This is a genomic window from Amycolatopsis mongoliensis, from assembly GCF_030285665.1.
Taxonomy (GTDB): Bacteria; Actinomycetota; Actinomycetes; order Mycobacteriales; family Pseudonocardiaceae; genus Amycolatopsis; species Amycolatopsis mongoliensis.
In genome coordinates this window covers 7035301-7054360 of the sequence record NZ_CP127295.1, presented here as the reverse complement: position 1 = coordinate 7054360, position 19060 = coordinate 7035301, and the positions used below count along the sequence as shown (strand labels likewise).

Here is a 19060-nt window from a genome sequence, read left to right as displayed (position 1 = left end):
ACCACATACTGGGACTCACGGGGCGAGGTGTTCACGCAGCGTCGAGCCGGTGTACTCGGTCCGGTACCGGCCCTTGCGCTGCAGGATCGGCACGACGTGGTCGACGAACGCGGCCAGCTCGTAGGGCAGCGTCGAGCCCATGATGGTGAACCCGTCGACGGCGCCGGCGTCCTGCCAGGTGAGCACGTGGTCGGCGAACTGCTCCGGCGTGCCGACGAAGTGGACCTGCCCCGCTCCCCCGGTGATCGCCGCTGCGATCTCGCGCAGCGGGGCCTCGGGACGCTCCCGCGCCGCCGCGGCCAGCTGCTGAAGACGGCTCGATCCGCCCTCCGCCCGCAGCTCGGCGGGCAGCGGGGCGTCCGGGTCGAACGCGTCCGGGTCGAGGCCGGCGGTGTACAACGCGTTCTGCCAGCGGAACTCCGGGCTGGCCAGCTCTTCCAGCCGCTCCGCCCGGGCCTTCGCCTCGGCCTCGGTACCGCCGAGGGTCACCATCAGCGCGGGCAGCACGCGCACGCCCTTCGGGTCCCGCCCCGCCGCGACCACTTGGGCGTCCAGCTCGGCGCGGAACTTCACCGCGGCTGCCAGCGACGGCGGGCCGGAGAACACCAGCTCCGCGTACCGGGCGGCGAGCCCGATCCCGGCGGCCGACTGTCCCGCCTGGACGAGCACCGGGCGCCCCTGCGGCGACCGCGGGAACGGCAGCACACCTTCGACGTCGTAGAACCGGCCGTGGAAGCGCGGGGCGTGCAGCTTGGCGCGGTCGGCCCAGACGCCGTTCTCGCGGTCGCCGACGATCGCGTCGTCGTCCCAGCTGTCCCACGCCCGGGTGACGACGTCGACGAACTCGTGCGCGCGCTCGTACCGGTCGGCGTGGTCCGGGTGGGCCTTCTCGCCGAAGTTCGCCGCGGCCAGCGGGGTGATGGTGGTGACGATGTTCCAGCCGGCCCGGCCGCCGCTGAGGTGGTCCAGCGTGGCGAACCGGCGGGCCAGCTCCCACGGCTTGTTGTAGGTCGTCGAGCCCGTGCCGATCAGGCCGATCTTCTCGGTGACCGCGGCCAGGGCCGACAGCACCGAGATCGGGTCGAACTGGGTCTGCGGCAGGTGGGTGACCCGGTACTCGGCGATGGCGATGTTGTCGGCGAGGAAGATCGAGTCCATCAGGCCGCGCTCGGCGGTCCGCGCGATGCCGGCGTAGTACGGCAGCCCGAGCACCCCGCGGACGTCGTCGTCGACGACCCGCCACGCGGACTCGTGGTAGCCGTTCGGCCAGATGAAGGCGTTGAAGTGCAGGGAATCTGCGGTCACAGCGCGGCTCCTTCGATGATGCCCGCCGCGTCGGCGGCGGTGCGCCCGTGCCCGGCGGGGCGGCCGCCGTCCGGGTCCTGGTCGGTCCACAGGATGTCCGGAATCTGGGATCTCATGGGTGGCTCCGTGCTGTCCGGGCTCGCGCTCGTCCGTCTGTGGTCAACCGGATCTTCGCGAAGCTATTCCCGGGCGCGCCCGCGTTCCACACGGTGAGCGCAGTTGCACGTCTTCCGGTGCGGCGGTGGCCGGGTCAGCCGAGCTCGATCCCGAACAGCGCGGCGGCGTTGCCGTGCGCGATCTTGCGGCGGTCCAGTTCGCTGATCGGCGCGCGCTCGATCCACTCGGCGGCCCCGGCGTTCTCGGAGTACGGGTAGTCCACGGAGAACATGATGTGGTCGGCGCCGACGCTCAGCACGGCGTTGATCAGCGCGTGGTCGGAGAAGGTGCCGCTGGTGGTGATCCAGATGTTGTCCGCGACGTACTCGGGCAGCGTCCGGCGCGGCCGCTGGTCGAACGGGTTGGCCTGGAACATGTTCTGCGTGCGCCACAGCAGCGCGGGCAGCGCCTCCCCCAGGTGCCCGAGGATCAGCTTCGCCGTCGGGAACCGGTCGAAGTGCCCGCTCAGCAGCAGCCGCACGGCGTGCGACGCCGTTTCGGTACCGAAGCCCCAGGTCGCGCCCTTCATCTCCGGGTGCCCGGCGTAGAGGGCCTGCCCGCCCGGCAGCGACGGCCGCGGGTGCAGGTACAGCGGCACGTCCAGCTCGGCGAGCGTCTCCCAGAACCCGCGGTAGCGCGGCTCGTCGAGGTAGCTGCCGTGCTCGGGGTCGCCGACGTTCGTGTAGCCGTTGACGAGCACGCCCTTGAAGCCGAGTTCGGTGACCGCGCGGCGCAGTTCGGCCGCCGCGTTCTCGGGCTCCTGCAACGCCACCGCGGCGAAGCCGGAGTACCGGTCCGGGTGCCGGGCGACCTGCTCGGCGAGGAAGTCGTTCTGCCGGCGCGCTTCCGCGGTCGCCGCCGCCGGGTCGACGATGCTCTGGATGCCGGGCGCGGTGAGCGACAGGATCGTGTGCGCGATCCCCGCGCGGTCCATGCTGCCGAGCCGGACGTCGTCGAACTCCCGCAGCTTCTCCATCACCGGCCGGTAGAACTCCGGCGTGACCCCGCCGCGGTCGGACGCGTCGGCGAGCGCTTCCTCGTCGGCCAGCAGCCGGGCGACGCGCTCGGGGTGCTCGTAGGCCTCTTCCAGCGCGATCTTCGGCAGCATGATCACCACCGTACCGCCGCTCGAAGGTGACCTGCGTCACTTCACCCGCGTGATCCGGGAACCTGCCCGCCGCCTCGCGAGAAGAGCGGATGACACTGCGCGGAGCGAAAGGCGGGCGATGACCCCGGAAGACACCGAAGCCGACGACGACGCGAGCGTGATCGGGCGCTCGCGGGCGGAACCGAGCCTGTTCGCGGTCATCTTCGACCGCCACTCCCGGCACATCCACCGCTACCTCGTCCGGCGGCTCGGCCCGACCGCGGCGGACGACGTCCTCGCGGACACGTTCCTCATCGCCTTCAGCAAGCGGGCGAAGTTCGACCTCGCCCGGCCGGACGCGCGGCCGTGGCTCTACGGCATCGCCACGAACCTCGTCTCGCGGCAGTGGCGGGCCGAGGCGCGCGAACTGAAGCTCCGCCAAGCGGTTGGGCCGCCCGCGGTCGACGACGGGCACGCCGACCGCGTCGCCGAGCAGGTCACCGCCCAGGCCCTCGGCGCCGACCTCGACCGGGCGCTGGCCAAGCTGCGCCCGCGGGAGCGGGACGTCCTGCTGCTCGTCGCCGCGGAAGGGCTCGGCTACCAGGAGGTGGCCGAAGCCCTCGCCATCCCCGTCGGCACCGTCAAGTCGCGGCTCAACCGGGCCCGCGGCCGCGTCCGCGCCGAACTCGGCGCCCTCGACCTCGTGAAGGAGACCGCCAGCCATGGATGACCTCGACCTGATCCGCGAGCGCGCGCAGGCTGTCGGCTTCGCGCCGGCGGAGCAGCTCACCCCCGCGCGGGAGCGGCTGCTGGCCGCGGCCCGCGGCGAACGACCGCACCGGTCCCGCCGCTGGTTCTGGGCCGCCGGCGTCACGGTCGGCCTGGCCGCGGCGATCACCGCGGTCGTCGCACTCGCCCCGGCCGACCGGGTGGGCATCGGCGCCGGCGTCGCGCACGCCGACCCGGTCAAGGTGCTGACCGAGGCGGCGAGCGCGGCGCTGCGGGAACCGGCCACGCCGCCGCGCCCGGACCAGTTCCTCTACGTGAAGACGGAGCACGTCGACCACTCCACCCGCGAGATCTGGCTGTCGGTCGACGGCACCCGCGACGGCCTCCTGGGCAAGGACACCAAGCTGCCCGCCTGCCACGACGGCAAGGCCCCGTATTCCGGCCCGTACGACCGGAAGAAGAAGGGCACCCTGGAGGACTGCCGGCCCACCCCCGCCTACCGCGCGGACCTGCCGACGACCGCCGACGCGATGCTGGCCTACCTGCGCACCCTCCCCGGCGGCAAGGAGAGCATCAACTCGATGGGCAAGAACGTGCTGACCCTCGCCGACGAGCGGGCTCTCACCCCCGCCTCCTACGCCGCTCTCTACCAGGCGGCGGCGAAGGCGCCCGGGCTGAGGGCACTGGACCACGTCACCGACGCCGCGGGCCGCCCGGGGGTCGGCATCACGTGGAGGAACCCCGCCGACCCGCCCGAATTCCGGGGGGTCGTCATGGTCTTCGATGCCGAGACCCACCAGTTCCTCGGTACCGAGGACACCGCCGTGACCGTGAAGACCTTCGTCGACGAGGCGGGGCAACGCCCCTGACTCAGCCCGGGTCCCGGCGGTCGTGGAAGGTCGCGAACGCCGGGACCGGCTCGCGGGTCGTGCGGTGACCGGCGAGCGGGTGACTTTCGTCGGCGTACCCGAGCGCGATCCCGCAGACGACCACGTGGTCGGCCGGCACGCCCAGGTGCCGGCGCAGGACCGGGTGGTAGTCGATCAGCGATGCCTGCGCGCACGTGTGCAGCCCGGCTCCGCGCGCGGCGAGCATGAGCCCCTGCAGGAACAGGCCGGCGTCGACGAGCGCGCCCCGCAGGGGCAGCCTGCTGACGGTGAGGACCATGCCGACCGGCGCGCCGAAGAAGTCGTAGTTGCGCCGGTGGTGGGCGAGGCGGCCGGCGGTGTCGCCGGGCTCGATGCCGAGCGCGTCCCGGTAGAGCCCTTCGCCGAAGCGGCGACGGCGGGAGCGGAACGGCTCGGGCCACTCGTCGGCGGCGGGCTGGTAGCCGAACTCGCTCGCGGCCCGGCGGCCTTCGTCGTGCGCGCGCAGCAAGTCCGCGCTCAGTGCCCGCTTGGCCGCGCCGGTCAGCACGTGCACCCGCCACGGCTGGCAGTTGGAGTTGCTGGCCGCGCGGGACGCCAGGTCCAGCAGCCGCTCGAGCTCCGCGCGGGGCACGGGGTCCGGCCGGAACGCGCGGCAGCTGCGGCGGGTGAGCAGCGCGTCCTCGACGGTGGCGCTCACTCGGCCGGTGGGGTGATGTCGTAGGAGATCCGGCCCGCCGGCAGGTAGAACAGGGCGATCAGCGCGCCGCCCTTGACCTCCGGGTAGTGGTGGCTGCCCGGGCCCGGCGCGGTCCAGCCCGGGCCGCTCCAGCCGTTCGGGCCCCTCAGCTTCGCGTCCGGGTCGAGCGGCACCACGAGGTTGAGCTCGCCGTACGGGTGCTGGTGGTACTGGCCGCGGTAGGGCTCGACGCTGTCCATGTAGACGGCGGTGACGCTGAAGTAGTTCAGGACGTCCCGGGGGTCGGCGATCCGGCTGCGCCGGTACTTCGGGCCGTCCACCTCGATGTTCGCCGCCCAGCCGGCGCGGACGCCGTCGGTGATCATGCGCGCGAGGTCGTCGTAGAGCGGGCTGCCGGGGCCGTGGTGCTCGTTGAGCCAGGACTCCAGCTCCCCGCCCGCGGTCCGGTTCTTGACGGCGTCGAGGAACGGGATGCTCCGGTCGATCAGCTGCTGGGCGGTGGTCATCGTGGGCTCCTTCCGGTCGGTGGTCCGAAGGTAGGCCGATGTTTCGTTACAGTCAAGTATTGTAACTTAACAGCGATTGGCCGTAACGTATCCGCTAGGCTCGTCCCATGCCCACGCCCGAGGAGCCCGGGCCGCGTCCCGGCGGCCGTCCCCGCGACGCCGCGCTCGACGAGGCGATCATCCTGGCCACCCGGGACCGCCTCGTCCGCGACGGCTACTCGCTCATGACCATCGGCGACATCGCCTCCGACGCGAAGGTCAGCCGCCCGACGCTCTACCGGCGGTGGAGCACGAAGTTCGAGCTGGTCGTCGACGCGCTGGACTACGGCTTCCGCAAACAGCGGGACAGCTACGCCGTCGACCTGAGCAGCATGGCGCCGAGGGAGGCGCTCGTCGAAGCCGTCCGCCGGCTGGACCCCGCCTACTTCAACCCGGACGCCATGGTCCTCATGGGCAACTTCGCCGGCGAGGCTATCCGCACGCCGGAGCTGCTCGGGATCCTGCGCGAGCACGCCGTCGAACCGCGGGTCACGCTGGTCGAGAACGTGCTGGCCCGGCTGCAGGAAAGCGGTGCGGTGCGGGACGGCATCGACCGGCACACCATCGCGACGATGTGCTTCGGCAGCTACTTCGCCGCCTTCTACCGGGGCGAAAGCCGGGACGAAATCCCCGAAGCGGTCGTTTCGGTGCTGTGGCCGGCGATCGCGACGGCCAAGGCGCCTCGCGAACGCCGTCCGAGTCGATGATCACGCACAACCAAACCGGGCTCTCATCCGTGCATTAAGAGTGTGAGGACGACTTCGGATCGACGGCGCCGCTTCCGCGCGCGGGCCGTGGCCGTCGCGGTGCTGGTGGGGGCCGGTATCGCGTTCGCCAACGCCGCCATCGGCGCACCGGCCGGGCCCGCGCTGGCCGCGGCGCTCGGCGGGCACAGCCTGCCCGACACCACAGCGCTGGGCCGCGACCCGGCGCCCGCACCGCCGGATTCGACGAAGCCTGCGCCGAGCCCGATCCTGCCGTTCAACGCGAAACTGACGTCGGACGACATCCCGGTCCAGGGCGGCGGCGTGCGCGACGGTGCGTGCAGCGGCTCGCTGGTGGCGCCGCAGTGGGTCGTCACGGCCGGGCACTGCTTCCACGACATCAAGGACGCCCGGATCGGCGGCCGGCCGCCGTACACGATGACCGTGACGGTCGGGCGGCTCAAGGACAGCGACCCCGGCGGGCACACGGCGGTGGTCGTCGACGTCCGGCAGTCGCCGGTCAACGACCTCGCGGTCGCGAAGCTCAGCACGCCGGTAGACGGCATCACGCCGGTGGAACTGGCCTCGACGCGCCCGGCGGTCGGCGAGGAGCTGCAGTTCGCGGGCTGGGGCTCGCACTCGGCGACCGTGCTCGGCCCGTCCGACCACCTCAAACGCGGGCGGTTCCGGGTTTCGGGCATCGCCCAGTCGACCTTGGAAGCCCTGCCGATCGGCACGCGCACGGTGGACAACGGCCCCTGCCCGGAGGACTCGGGCGGTCCGTTCTTCGTCTCGGACGACAACGACCGCACCGCGCGCCTGATCGCCATCGTGAACACCGGGCCGCCGTGCCCTCAGCCGGGCGCGGAGACGATCGCGAGGGTCGACGTGGTGGCGGACTGGATCCGCGAGCAGACGGGCTGACCGGGTCAGTCCGCCCGGCGCACCGTCACCGACGGAGGCGCGTCCGGGCCGGCCTGGGGCGTCGGCCCGAACCAGTCGAGGCACACGACCATCGCGTCGTCCTCGGCCTGGCCGCCGCGCCGGCGCCTCGTCAGCTCCCGCAGCACCGCGCCCGGGACGTGCGCCGCCGGGAGGTCGGCCGTCGCCGCGACCGCTTCGGCCAGCTCGCGGTCGCCGTAGTGCTCGCCGTGCGGGCCGAGGGCGTTGTACACGCCGTCGCTGACGAAGACGTAGCGGTCGCCTTCGATCGCCTGGAAGCCTTCGGACTCGTAGACCGTGCCGTCGAACGTGCCCAGCGGGAGCTGCTCGTCGAAGAAGACCCGCTCCACCTTCGCGTCCCGCTGCCGCCACAGCCGTGGTGAGCCGGCGTCGACGACCGACACCGCGCCGGTCGCCAGGTCGAACTCCAGCAGCAGCGCGGCCACGTGCTCGGCGCCGCGGTAGTGCGCGTACACCGCCTGGTCGGCGAGCTCGGCCTGCGCGTCCAGCGCGATCCCGGCGCGGCGGGCGTTGCGCAGGGCGTTGACCGCGAGGTTGGTCAGCAGCGCGGCTTCGCTGCCCTCCCCCATGCCGTTGATCAGCGTGACCGCGAGCTTCCGCGCGGACGCCGACCAGTCGAAGCAGTCGCCGTAGATGGCGTACGCGGGTTCGAGCTGGCCACCCAGGGCGAATTCGGCGCGGGTGCACGCGCGGCCCGGCAGCAGCTGCCACTGCATTTCGGCGGCCAGCGTCAGCCGGGACGACCGGCGGGCCTGGATATAGAGGTCGGTGTCGCGGTCGGCGACGAACAGCTCGTGCGCCACCGCCTCGGCGAACCGCTCGAGCTCGGCCCAGACCGGCGGCTCGGGCTCGCGCGGCAGGGTGACGGCGAGGACGCCGAGCCGGTCGCCGCGGACGCTGATCGGCAGATATCCGGTGACGCGCTCGCCGTCGTGGGAGAACGCGGCCGCCTGGCTGAGGAAGGCCTCGCCCGGCGTCGTGCCCTCCACCGGGATCGGCTCGGTGGTGTAGGGCTCCCGGCCGACCTGGCACAGCTCCGTCAGGGCGTAGTCGGCCAGCAGCAGTTCGACCGCCAGGGCGCCGAAGTGCTCGCCCAGCGCCGAGCGCAGCGCAGCCGGCAGCTCGTGGGGTGGGACGTCACGCAGAAGCCGCTCCACCGCCAGTGATCTGTCCAACGCCCGCCTCCTGCTCACCGATGACCGTGCGCACGCCGGCGCCGGCCGGCCAGACGGAAGTCTGCGCCGTCCCGGCGGCCCGGTCCACGGCGAATCGCGTGAGCCGTGCTGCCGCTTCAGCATAGGGATGCCACAGTGGGGGCCGTGGAACCATCCCGCGAGCAGGCCGCCCCGGACGGGTCGGCCGCCGTGTCGGGCCTCGCCGACCTCTTCGAGGCGGTGCTCGAACGCGTCCGGGACGTCTCGCCGCAGCCGCTGTCGGTGTCGCAGCTGCGCGCGGTGGTCGCGCTGGACCGCCACGACGGGGTCAACCTGCGGGAGCTGGCCGAACGGCTGGACTCGACGCCGCCGCTGGTGAGCCGGCTCTGCGACCGGCTGGAGGCGGTGGGGTTCCTCGAACGGCTGCCCAGCGCGCGCAGCCGGCGGGAGCTGACGCTGCGGCTGTCCGACCGCGGCCGCGCCTACCTGCGCGACCTGCGCGCGCGGCGCCGGGAGAGCATCCAGGCGCTGCTGGGGAAGATGAGCCCGGCCGGCCGGGCCGCGCTGACCGCCGGGCTGCAGGAGTACCGGGCGCTCGCCGACGCGGACGGCGACGCCACCGGGCTCCGGTGAACCACCGGCTTGTATAGTGCACCGAACTGTTGTTATATGACAACAATAACTCGGCGTACTGCAGCGCGCGCCCCGAACACCGGAGGTGGAGTCGGTGCTGGGCACGGACGACGGGACGCCGATCCGCCGGCTCGGCGACGTCCTGCCCGGCGCGCGGAGGGGCGGGTCCCCGCCCGCCGAAGAGGCGCCCCATGCGCCCTGACGAGCGAACCGGCGAAGCCCACGACGTCCACCCGGTGCGGGTGGAGGAGGACCTGCTGGCCGCCCGCCACGCCGTGCGGGCCGGCGCGGTCGCCGCGGGCTTCTCGATCATCGACCAGACGAAGATCGTCACCGCGGCCAGCGAGCTCGTCCGCAACGCCTACATCCACGGGGGCGGCGGCACGATGACCGTCGGCCTGGTGCACGACGCCACCGGCCGCGTCGGGCTGCAGCTCCGGGTGCGCGACGAAGGCCCCGGCATCACCGACGCCGAGCAGGCGCTGGCCGACGGGTTCAGCACCGGGGCCGGGCTCGGCCACGGCCTCGGCGGCACCCGCCGCCTGGTCGACGACTTCCACCTCGACACCGCGCCCGGCCACGGCACCACGGTGACCGTCGTGCGCTGGAAACCGTGACCGCGACCGTCGCCGCGCCGACCCGCGGCGGCTCGCTGCTCGTCCAGCGCTCCCTCACCGCACGCGGGATCGAGGTGCTGTTCGCCGCGGAGGTCACCCACCGGCACCGGAACCCGCGCGACGACGCGGCCCTGCTCGCCCTCCACCCGGGCCGCCCCGGCTGATGCACCCGTACCTGACCCGGATCCGGCGGCGGCTGCGCGCCGCCTGCGGCGAAGCCGGCGTGCCTGCCGACGACCGCGCGCGGCTGGTGCTCGCCGTGACGCTGCTCGCCGAACCCGCCCTCGCCGCGGGGGAAGCCGTCGACGTGACCACGACGGCCGCCGACCACCGCCTCACCGTCACCGTCCGGTTCGCCCGGGCCGTGGCCCAATCCCGGCGGAACGCGCTGCCGCTGCTGCCGGAAGCGGGCGACGACGGTGTGCTCACCTGGCACCTCACCGGCGGCCGGGCCCCGGCCGGCCCCGCCGATCCCGACGACGAAAGGGCCACGCGGCAGGAGATGCTCGCGCTGATCGCCCGTGCCGACACCCTCGCCCACGAGCAGCGGGAGCTCAAGCACGAGCTCGCGGAGACCAACAGGGGCGTGCTCGCGATGTACGTCGGCCTCGAACAGCGCGACGAGCGGCTCCGCCACGCCCACGCGGCCATCTTCCGCGAGCTGGAGGACGCCCTCCGGCCGCCCGCGCCGGTCGTGCCGGGCCTGGAGCTGGCCGTCCACTACTCCCCGACCGACCAGGACTCCCCGACCGGCGGCGACCTCTACGACTGGTTCGTCCTGCCCGGCGGCGAGCTCCACGTGACGCTCGTCGACGCGGTCGGCCACGGCGTCACCTCGACCCGGGACGCCCTCACCGTCACCCACGCGATCCGGACCCTCGCCCTGGAGGGGCACCCGTTCCCGGACCTGATCGCCCGCGCCGCCCGCGCCCTCGCCACGATCGAGGCCGGGCTGATGGCCACGGTGCTGCTCGCCCGCGTCGACCCGGCGACCGGCCGCACGCGGCTCGCGAACGGAAGCCACCCCGAACCCGTGCTGGTCACCGCCGAGGGCGGTGCGCGGCTGCTGCCCGCCGCCGTCGTCGGCCGCGGGATAGGCTTCCCCGCACCCGGCAGCCCCCGGCTCGTCGAACTGGACCTGGCGCCGGGCGACACCCTGCTGCTGTACACCGACGGTCTCGTCGAGAGCCGCAAGGACGTCGACGAAGGTCAGGCCCGGCTGCTGGCGCTGGCCGGCGAGCACCGCGCCCGGCCGGCCGCGGTGCTGCCCCGCGAACTGGTGACCCGGATGCACGACGTCGTCACCTACGCCGACGACACGGTCGTCATCGTCGTCCGCCGGACCTGACCGGCGACGGGCTCAGGACACGAGCGGGATCTCGGCCCACACGGTCTTGCCGCCGTCGCCGCGGTGGAAGTGCCCGCGCCGGTCGGAACAGGCGGCGACCAGGGTGAGCCCCGTCCCGGCCGGAGCGGCCTCGGGCACGACCGGGTCGAACCACGCGGACCCGCCGGCGTCCTCCACCCCGACCCACACCGCGGCATCGCCGCAGATCAGCACGGCGCGCAGGGGGCCGGCGGCGTGCCGGACGGCGTTGGTCGCGAGTTCCCCCGTGATCAGCACGACGTCCTCGGCCACCTCGTCCGGGACGTCTCCGGCACTCAGCCGCGCCCGCGCCCACGACCGCACCAGCCTGATCTGCGCCGGCTCCGCCTCGAACTCGAAGCTATCCCCGGTCATGCCTTCGGTACCTCCCCCAGAACGGTTCCCCCGCGTACGGGATGACCGGGCCGAGGTGTTCTCACACGTCGACTAGCACGAACGGACGCACTCGCTCGTCGGCCTGCTGCCATTGACCGGGCGATTCCTGCCGTTCGCCGCAGACGGGGGCGCCGGGCTGTTACAGATCTCGGCCGGTGCGCGACACCACCGTCGAGTCTGACGGGGGGGAGCACGGGTCGATGACGGGCGAACGGCAGGTGCGGCTGCGGCTGGGCACCCGCGCGGTCTCGGTCCCCGCCGGGCACGGCCGCGAGGTGGTGGAATACGCCGGGGTGACCGTCCTGCGCATCGAGGACGGCCACCCCGTCGAGCACGCGTGGATCCCGGTGGGGACCTGCCCGAGCTACGCCGACGACGAGGCGCTGATCGCCGCCTGGCACGCGGCCCTGCAGTGGACCCGGTCCCCCACCGGCGCGTGACCCGGACCGCTCCCTTCGCTACCTCCCGCCACGCCGTCCCGGCGCGGCCACCGCCGGGATCGGGGCGCCGTCGATCACGAACTGCGACCCGGGTTCGATGACGACGTCTCCCTTCGCCGAGCCGGAGATCGCCACGTTCGTGAGCGTCGCGCGGCCGCGGGCGCCGCTCATCGCGAGGACGCCCGCGCCGTTGTCCGACCGGTCGATCTTGACGTTCGTGATCGCCGCGGTCACCACCCCTCCCCCGGTCTTGAACTGGATGCCGTCGTAGGTCGAGTCGTGGATCTCGGTGTCCCGCAGCGTCACCCCCGGGATGTCCTTGCCCTGCGCGAAGAACGTGATCGCGCCGAACTTCTGCTGCTCGCCCCAGAACACGCCGCCGCAGCGGTAGAGGGCGTTGTTCGCGATCGTCGTCTGCCCGGAGAAGGGCAGCGGGTCGTGGTCGGTCGCCAGCATGATGCCCGGGTAGTTCATCGTGTCGGAGACGAGGTTGTTCTCGATCCGGTTCCCGTAGCCGCCGTAGACCGCGATCCCGTTGGCGCGCCAGGGAAGCTGGATCGTGTTGTTGGTGAACACGTTGTCGTGACCGATGTCGGCGGACGGGTCCTTCACGTACTGGCTGGCCCACACCGCGAGCGAGTCGTCCCCGGTGGTGCGGAAGGACGAGTTGAAGACCCGCGAGTTGCGCGTGCCGTTGGTGAAGTTGATGCCGTCGGCGTAGGTGTCGCGGATCCGCATCCCGCTGAACTCCAGGCCGTCGCCCGGGCCCCACAGCTCGGGCTTGTTGCTGTAGTCGCGGCCGACCCACACGCCGACGTTGGCGTGCTCGATCCAGACTCCTGTGATCTTGGTGCCGGTGCCGAACCGGCCGTTGAGCCCGACGCCGCCCTCGGCGTTCCCGTCACCGCCGCGGATCCGGCCGGAGCCGAAGATCGCGAGGTCCGAGAGCTGGACGTTCTTGTCGATGTCGAAGCCGAAGTTGCCTTCGTGCGGGTGGTTGATGGTGCCCGCGTCCTGCGGCTGGATCAGCGAGTACAGCTGCGAACGCCACATGCCGGCCCCGCGGATCGTCACGTTGGAGATGCCGACCTGGTTGTACTGGCCGCCGCCGTTGGGCACGGTCGGGTCGTCGGTGAGGATCTTCGCTTCCTGCCGCCACTGTCCTTCCGGGATCCAGACGCAGGCGATGACGCCGTTCTGGTCGTCGGTGACCGCGCGCTGGATCGCCGGCGCGTCGTCGACGCCGTCGTCCGGCACCGCGCCGTACTGGGTGATCGACGTGCACTCGGGCGGCTTCGGCAGCGCGGGCGCCACCTGCTCCAAGTCGACCAGGTCGATGACGTAGTACGCCGCGGTGTCGCCGTTGTCCCGCTGCAGCTTGAACTTCGTGCCCGGCGGGTAGGACTGCGCCAGCAGCGCGTGCGACTCGTCGAACAGCCGCCGCGCGTCGCCCTGCGGCGTGTTCGTCAGGCCTTCGGGGTCGTCGGTGCTGCCGTAGAGCCAGCTGTGCTTCGACGACAGCGTCAGCTTCTGCGCGAAGGTCCCGTTGACGTACAGGCTGAGCGTGTAGTCCTGCCCGCCGCCGCCCGCGGCGTCGGGAACGGAGTTGCGCACCACGATCGAGTTCGACTGGTTCGTCGACGTGAACTCCACGTACTGGCCCTGGTTCGCCAGCCGGACGGACTGGCGGCCCGAGGACTCGGTCGCGAAGTTCGTGTGGCCGAACGTGCGCAGCGGGTCGGCCTGCAGCAGCTGTCCCTGGTACTGCGCGGACTCCGCTTCGTACTCGGTGTACGGCACGGCGGCGCCGCGGCCGACCACGATCGCCCGCGAGAGGTCGTTGTTGGACTCGTTGGTCTCGGCGACCGTATTCGTCGAGTCGGCCGTAGCGGTGAGGGTCGCGCCGCCGGTGGTGGCGGTCCACGTGCCGGAGATCGCGACGTTCGCCGTGGCACCGGCGGCGATCGCGCCCGTGGCCCCGGTCAGCGTGGTGGCGCCGGCGGTCAGCCGGGTCACCGAGGTGCCCGCGCTGCTCGTGCCGCGGTTGTGCACCGCGACGGTGAACGACACCGCCGCGCCGGCCGCCGGGTTCGGCGGGTTCGAGGTGATGCCGGTGACCTCGAGGTCCGGGCCCGGCGCCTGCGCGATCACGAGCGGGGCCGGCGAGGTGAACGTGTTGTTGGTGTCGTCCTGCTCGACGACCGTGTTCGCCGGGTCGGCCGTGGCCGACACGCTGTAGGTGCCTGGGGGCCGCGTGCCCGCGTTCACCGACACCGTCGTGGACGCACCCGCGGCGAGGGCTCCGACGGCCGCGGTGCCGACGACGGTGCCGCCCAGGCTCACGGTGACGGTGGTGGCGGCCGAGGCCGCGGTCCCCGCGTTGCGCACGGTCGCCGAAACCGTGAGCTGGCTGGTTTCCGTCGGGTCGGCCGGGGTCCACGTCGTACCGGTGACGACGAGGTCCGGGTTCGGCGCCGGGGTGCCGAGCACCTGGAACTCCGCGACCTGCGCGCCGGGCGCGCCGGAGTTGGCGGAGAACCGCAGCCGGACGTCCGCGGCGCGGCCGCTGATCGGGACGGTCACGGTGTTCTGGTTCGCGGCCGGGTCGAAGCGGTAGTCGGCGGCGGCCTTGAAGGAGGTGAACGCGGTGGCGCCCTGGTCGCGGCCGAGGACCTCGAAGTTCTGCGTCCGCGCGCCCCACACCGCGTCGGGGTTGAGCTTGACGACGACCTGGTCGAGGTCGGCGTTCGCGCCGAGCTTGACGGTCAGCGTGCTCGACTGGCCCGAAGCTTCCCAGTAGGTGCCGGTGTTGTTGTCGTTCGCGTTGGCGGCGACGAAGGAGAAGACACTCGAGGACGCCTCGATCGGCTTGCCCGCGGCGAGGTTCCGGCCGGCCTGGGTGCCTTGGCGCACGACGTGGTTGCTGTCGGCGGACTCGTGCCCGGCGGCGTCCGTGGCCCGCACGAAGTACTCGACCCGGGTGCCGGCGGGCCGGGTCTCGGTGAACGTCGTGCCGGTGACCGTGGTGACGGGCGTGCCGTCGCGGTAGACGGTGTAACCGGTGACGCCGACGTCGTCGGTCGAGGCCGACCACGTCAGCCGGATCTGGCCGGAGGCGGGCTCGGTCAGCGTGAGGTTCGCCGGTGCGGTCGGCGCCTGCGTGTCCCCGGTGTCGGGTCCGTAGAGCTCGAACTCCGAGAGCTGCGCGGCCGGCCACTGGGTGTTGGCGGTGATGTCCAGCCGGACGTACCGGGTCGAGGCCGTCACCGGGATGGTGACGGTGTTGGTGCTCGGCGCGAAGGCGTACCCGCTCGCCGCGGCGAGGTCGGTGAACGTCGTGCCGTCGGTGCTGCCGCGCACGGCGAGGGTCTGGGTGCGGGCCTCCCAGCCGGTGGGCAGCTTCAGCACGATCCGCGAGAGGGACTTCGCGGAGCCGAGGTCGGCCTGGATCCACTGCGGGAAGGCGTTGTTCGCGGACTCCCAGTAGGTGGCCTGGTTCCCGTCGACGGCGTTGGCGACGGGATAGCCGGACAGCGCGCTGCTCGCCGACACCGTCCGGGTCAGGGGCACGTCCGCCAGGGCCGCGGCCGGCTGCGGGCCGGCCGCCGCCGCGGGCCCGGGTGGGCCGCTCGCCGCGGAGGCGAGGGAGAGCCCGGCGACGGACAGCCCCACGGCGAGGAAACCGGCCGCGAGCCGGGACAGGCGCGTACGAGTCATGGCGTCTTCTCTTCTTCGAGACGGCGGGGACGGGGAGCCAGAGCCACCCGAGCATGCAACAAGTGAGCGCCGTCACGCAAGAACTTGACATCGACCAGAAAAATTACGACTCTTTCGCCGTCACCCGACTGGTCCAACCGGACGAACCAGGGCGAACCGCTCGGCGAAGGCCGCCATCTCCTCTCGCTGGGCGACCGGGTCGGCGGTCGTGGGGCTGACGACGACGCGGGTCACGCCCTGGCCCGCGAGGTGCTCGGCGTCCTCTTCGGACATCGCGATCGAGCCCCATCGGGTGTGCTGCAAGGCATCCGCGTCCCGGCCGGCTTCGCTCGCGGCGGCCCGGGCGAGCTCGAACTGACGGCGGCGCTCGTCCGGGTCGAGCAGGCCCCCGGGGAAGTAGCCGTCCCCGCACCGCCCGGCCCGGCGCGCGGCGGCCGCGCTCGAACCGCCGACGTGGATCGGCAGGTCGCCGCCGACCGGCTTCGGGAAGCTGCACACGGTGTCGAGGGTGAAGAACTCCCCCGCGTGGCTGACGCCGTCCGCACCGCCGGCCCAGAGCAGCCGCAGGACGTCGATCGCCTCGTCGGCCCGGCGGCCGCGGGTGGCGAAGTCGACCCCGGCGGCCGCGGCTTCGCCGGGCAGCGCCCCGACGCCGACGGTGAGCAGCCGCAGGCGCCCGCCGGACAGCAGGTCGGCCGTCGCCAGCCGCTTGGCGAGCACGACCGGGTGGTGGTAGGGCAGCAGCAGGACGCCGGTGCCGAGCAGGATGCGCCGCGTGCCGGCCGCGACGAAGGTCAGGCACTCGAGCGGATCACCGTAGGGCAGCGACGGGTCCAGCTCGATCGGCCCGATCTTCGCGCCGGGGTGGAGGGCGACGTGCTCCGGGACGTAGAACGACTCGAAGCCGAGGTCTTCGGCGTCCCTCGCGAAGCGCGAGAGGTTCGCGGGGTCGACGCCGAAGTGGGGTGTGCTGTAGCTGATTCCGAACTTCACGCGGGTCGACGCTAAACAGTGACGTCCACGTCAAGGCAAGGTCAGCGGAGCGCGAACACCATCCCGATGTCGGCCGCCCGCTGGACCGGGTCCTGCACGGCCTCGACCGTGAAACCGCGAGTGGCGAAGACTTCGCGGACGCGGTCGCGGTTCTCCGTCCACCGTTCGACTTCGACGACCGCCTGCCGGACCAGCGGCCAATGGCGGTCTTCGATCCCCCGCAGCACCTCGAACTCGGCGCCCTCGACGTCGACCTTGAGCAGGTCGACGCGGTCGATCCCCTCCTCGTCGAGCACCGGCGACAGCGGCCGGACCCGGACGCGGTGCGTCTCGAGGTCGCGCATCACCTTCAGCTGGCGGCCGACCAGGCCGCGCAGGATCGGCGCCGGCACGCGGCGGGCGGCCGGGCCCATGCCGCCCCGGCGGATCATCTCGACGATGCTGGCCGTGACCCGCTTCCGCTCCGCCTCGACGTTGCCCTCGTCCCGCCACGACGACGAAAAGATCGTCGCGCCCGGGAAGTAGCTGAAGTCGAGCTCGTCCTCCCCGGCGGCGAGCCCGAAAGGCAGCGCTTTCAGCTGCCCCGCGAAGAAGTCCCGGCCGTTGCTTTCCAGCTTCTCGTAGAGCGGCGGCAGCGGCTCGAAGGCGTAGATCCGCACGTCGCCGCCGAGTCGTTCGTAGACCGCCGCGGAGAAGACACCGACGTTGGCACCGACGTCGAGGACGGTCGCGCCGGGCGCGAGCTCGACGCCGTGGGCGAAGTAGCCGCCGACCTCCTCGCGGAGGAACGACACTTCCCACGGGTTGACGCTGTGCAGGTCCATGGTCACGCGCAGAGGCTTATCAGGCCCGGCGCCCGTGATCCAGCCCCATTGGTAGGTCACCCGATCGTGGCCGACGGAGTGGGCCACACTGGGAGCATGACCGCGACGCTGCTCATCACCCGCCAGCTCGAGGTGCATGACCACGTGCTGGCGCGCGACTGGCGGCTCGACGGGGACACCGGCCCCGCCGACGTCAGGTTCCTCGACGACGCCACGGCGGGCTGGTCGTACCCGGCCAGTTTCGGCGGCGAGCGGACCAACACGGTCTCCGACACGACCCCGGTCGTCCTGCAGTGCTACTTCACCTTCGGCGACGAGGGCGAAGTCGTGTTCGCGGTCGTCCCGGCGGGCAACCTGCGCGGCAGCGGGTGCGCGAAGCACGACACCGCCGAGCTGCAGTTCCCGCTCACCACCGGCGGCCGGGTCGACCTCGGCACGCTCACGGCGATGCTCGACGAGCTGGAGCCGCGGGCGCGGGCGCACGACGTCCACGCGCTGGTCGAGTGCCGGTACTTCGGGCCGTGCCCGGCCGACCGGCGGTAGCCGGTCAGGCGCTCAACGTAGTCCTTGACGGATCGAGCACGGCCTCCTTAGGTTGTCGGGACATAGGACGTCAGACATCCCATGTCCTACCTCGACGAGGAGGTCGAACCGGTGTCCCCGATTCGCAGGTTCAGCACGATCCTTCTGGCGGCGGCCGCGACCGCACTGTCCGGCACCCCCGCGGCCACGGCCGGCCCCGCGCACGGATGCGCGTCGTCCGTGCCCTTCACCTCCGGCACCGAGGGCTACGACACCTTCCGCATCCCCGCGGTGGTCCGGGCCGCCGACGGCGCGCTCGTCGCGTTCGCCGAAGGACGGCGCGACTCGGCCGGGGACTCCGGGGCCATCCAGACGGTGTCGCGCACGTCCCGCGACGGCGGCTGCACCTGGGGGCCGCTGTCCGTCGTGGACAGCAACGGCGACGCCACCGCCGGCAACCCGACGCCGGTGCTCGCGCGCGACGGCGAGCTCGTGCTGCTGACCGTCCACAACGGACTGGTTTCGGAGAAGCAGATCATGTCAGGGCAGGCGTCCGATCAGGACACCCGGCGCGTCTTCGTGCTGCGCAGCCGCGACAACGGCCGCACCTGGTCGCCCGCGCGCGACATCACCGCCGACGCGAAGGCGCCGGGCTGGCGCTGGTACGCCACCGGTCCCGGGCACGCCACGCTGCTGCGGCACGGCCCGCACGCGGGCCGGATCGTGGTGCCCGCCAACCACTCCAGCTCCCCGCCGGCCGGCTCCCCCGACGTCGGCACCGAGGCGAAGTACTACGGCGGCCACGACCTCTACAGCGACGACGACGGCCGCACCTGGCACATCGGCTTCACCGACGACCGCACCGACGGCGTCGTCGCCGCGAACGAAACGACGGCGACGGAGCTGCCCGACGGCACCCTCTACTTCTCCAGCCGCAACCAGGGGTCGGCCGCCGAGCACCGGGTCGACGGCTACAGCGTCGACGGCGGGAAGACGCTGGTCCGGCCGTACCAGGTGCAACCGTCCCTGTCCGGGCCGAAGGTCGAGGGCAGCGTGTTGCAGACGACGGTCCCGTGGCTGCTGCTGTACTCGGGTCCGGCCGACCCCGCCACGCGCACGGTGATGCAGCTGCGGCTGAGCACCGACCGCGGGCACACGTGGCGTCCGGGCCGCACGCTGACCACCGGGCCGGCGGCCTACTCCGACCTGGTGCAGGCCGACCCGGCCACGGTCGGGATCCTGTACGAGACGGGCACGGCCGGTCCGTACGAGAAGATCGTGTTCGAGCGGGTGGGTTTGACTCCGGGACAGCTCGGGAACGTCCCCGCGAGGAGGTGATCGCC

General features: G+C 72.7%; 20 protein-coding genes. 11 read left to right on the top strand and 9 right to left on the bottom strand.

All coding sequences use genetic code 11. The features are described from left to right. Positions 1-15: 15 nt before the first annotated feature. On the bottom strand, positions 16-1305 hold the full coding sequence (locus QRX60_RS33920) for an NtaA/DmoA family FMN-dependent monooxygenase (RefSeq protein ID WP_285995511.1): 1290 nt from the start codon (positions 1303-1305) through the stop codon (positions 16-18). A gap of 250 nt (positions 1306-1555) precedes the next feature. After that, positions 1556-2569: an amidohydrolase family protein gene (locus tag QRX60_RS33915; RefSeq protein WP_285995510.1), complete on the bottom strand. Its 1014-nt coding sequence runs from the start codon at positions 2567-2569 to the stop codon at positions 1556-1558. 118 nt (positions 2570-2687) lie between these two features. Between QRX60_RS33915 and QRX60_RS33910 the strand changes: the two genes are divergently transcribed. Together QRX60_RS33910 and QRX60_RS33905 are read left to right on the top strand one after the other, a co-directional pair. After that, positions 2688-3278 carry an RNA polymerase sigma factor gene (locus QRX60_RS33910; RefSeq protein WP_285995509.1) on the top strand — a complete coding sequence of 197 codons (591 nt, stop codon included), beginning with the start codon at positions 2688-2690 and terminating at the stop codon, positions 3276-3278. Further along, positions 3271-4146 (top strand): CU044_5270 family protein, encoded by an 876-nt coding sequence (locus QRX60_RS33905; protein WP_285995508.1) that lies wholly within the window; start codon positions 3271-3273, stop codon positions 4144-4146. Before QRX60_RS33910 ends, QRX60_RS33905 begins: the two co-directional genes overlap by 8 nt. Before the next feature lies 1 nt (position 4147). On the opposite strand, the gene QRX60_RS33900 is transcribed toward QRX60_RS33905, so the two are convergent. Further along, the gene (locus QRX60_RS33900; protein ID WP_285995507.1) at positions 4148-4843 is read right to left on the bottom strand and encodes a nitroreductase; all 696 of its coding nucleotides are present in this window, start codon (positions 4841-4843) and stop codon (positions 4148-4150) included. Further along, positions 4840-5349, bottom strand: coding sequence for a DUF4863 family protein (locus tag QRX60_RS33895; RefSeq protein ID WP_285995506.1), 510 nt, complete (start codon positions 5347-5349; stop codon positions 4840-4842). Before QRX60_RS33895 ends, QRX60_RS33900 begins: the two co-directional genes overlap by 4 nt. Before the next feature lie 107 nt (positions 5350-5456). On the opposite strand from QRX60_RS33895, the gene QRX60_RS33890 reads away from it, so the two are divergent. Beyond that, a complete protein-coding gene (locus QRX60_RS33890) occupies positions 5457-6095 on the top strand; it encodes a TetR/AcrR family transcriptional regulator (RefSeq protein ID WP_285995505.1) in 639 nt (212 codons plus the stop codon). A gap of 42 nt (positions 6096-6137) precedes the next feature. Continuing rightward, entirely contained in the window at positions 6138-7016 is an 879-nt protein-coding gene (locus tag QRX60_RS33885; protein ID WP_285995504.1) for a S1 family peptidase, read from the top strand. Between the two features lie 5 nt (positions 7017-7021). Here the strand turns inward: QRX60_RS33885 and QRX60_RS33880 are convergent, their stop codons facing one another. Then, positions 7022-8230, bottom strand: a complete 1209-nt coding sequence (locus tag QRX60_RS33880; RefSeq protein WP_285995503.1) for a PP2C family protein-serine/threonine phosphatase — start codon at positions 8228-8230, stop codon at positions 7022-7024. 189 nt (positions 8231-8419) lie between these two features. On the opposite strand from QRX60_RS33880, the gene QRX60_RS33875 reads away from it, so the two are divergent. The 4 genes from QRX60_RS33875 (at position 8420) to QRX60_RS33860 (ending at position 10807) form a co-directional block, all read left to right on the top strand. After that, entirely contained in the window at positions 8420-8842 is a 423-nt protein-coding gene (locus QRX60_RS33875; RefSeq protein ID WP_286003755.1) for a MarR family transcriptional regulator, read from the top strand. Positions 8843-9033: 191 nt separating this feature from the next. Next, a complete protein-coding gene (locus QRX60_RS33870; RefSeq protein WP_285995502.1) occupies positions 9034-9459 on the top strand; it encodes an ATP-binding protein in 426 nt (141 codons plus the stop codon). After that, positions 9456-9623 carry a hypothetical protein gene (locus tag QRX60_RS33865; RefSeq protein WP_285995501.1) on the top strand — a complete coding sequence of 56 codons (168 nt, stop codon included), beginning with the start codon at positions 9456-9458 and terminating at the stop codon, positions 9621-9623. The genes QRX60_RS33870 and QRX60_RS33865 overlap by 4 nt, the downstream gene beginning before the upstream one ends. Then, a complete protein-coding gene (locus QRX60_RS33860; protein WP_285995500.1) occupies positions 9623-10807 on the top strand; it encodes a PP2C family protein-serine/threonine phosphatase in 1185 nt (394 codons plus the stop codon). Before QRX60_RS33865 ends, QRX60_RS33860 begins: the two co-directional genes overlap by 1 nt. 12 nt (positions 10808-10819) lie before the next feature. Here QRX60_RS33860 and QRX60_RS33855 read toward each other — a convergent pair whose 3' ends face one another. Then, on the bottom strand, positions 10820-11200 hold the full coding sequence (locus QRX60_RS33855; protein WP_285995499.1) for an ATP-binding protein: 381 nt from the start codon (positions 11198-11200) through the stop codon (positions 10820-10822). Positions 11201-11421: 221 nt separating this feature from the next. On the opposite strand from QRX60_RS33855, the gene QRX60_RS33850 reads away from it, so the two are divergent. After that, complete coding sequence (locus QRX60_RS33850; protein ID WP_285995498.1) at positions 11422-11661, top strand: hypothetical protein; 240 nt, start codon at positions 11422-11424, stop codon at positions 11659-11661. Between the two features lie 18 nt (positions 11662-11679). Here the strand turns inward: QRX60_RS33850 and QRX60_RS33845 are convergent, their stop codons facing one another. From QRX60_RS33845 to QRX60_RS33835, 3 genes are all read right to left on the bottom strand, one after another. Beyond that, a complete protein-coding gene (locus tag QRX60_RS33845) occupies positions 11680-15378 on the bottom strand; it encodes a CARDB domain-containing protein (protein WP_285995497.1) in 3699 nt (1232 codons plus the stop codon). Positions 15379-15498: 120 nt separating this feature from the next. Next, on the bottom strand, positions 15499-16371 hold the full coding sequence (locus QRX60_RS33840) for a TIGR03619 family F420-dependent LLM class oxidoreductase (RefSeq protein WP_285995496.1): 873 nt from the start codon (positions 16369-16371) through the stop codon (positions 15499-15501). A gap of 41 nt (positions 16372-16412) precedes the next feature. Then, positions 16413-17195 (bottom strand): FkbM family methyltransferase, encoded by a 783-nt coding sequence (locus QRX60_RS33835; RefSeq protein ID WP_286003754.1) that lies wholly within the window; start codon positions 17193-17195, stop codon positions 16413-16415. A 96-nt stretch (positions 17196-17291) separates the two neighbouring features. Here QRX60_RS33835 and QRX60_RS33830 point away from each other — a divergent pair, with 96 nt between their 5' ends. After that, positions 17292-17738 carry a hypothetical protein gene (locus QRX60_RS33830; protein WP_285995495.1) on the top strand — a complete coding sequence of 149 codons (447 nt, stop codon included), beginning with the start codon at positions 17292-17294 and terminating at the stop codon, positions 17736-17738. Between the two features lie 81 nt (positions 17739-17819). Then, a complete protein-coding gene (locus QRX60_RS33825; RefSeq protein WP_285995494.1) occupies positions 17820-19055 on the top strand; it encodes a sialidase family protein in 1236 nt (411 codons plus the stop codon). Positions 19056-19060 lie beyond the last annotated feature (5 nt).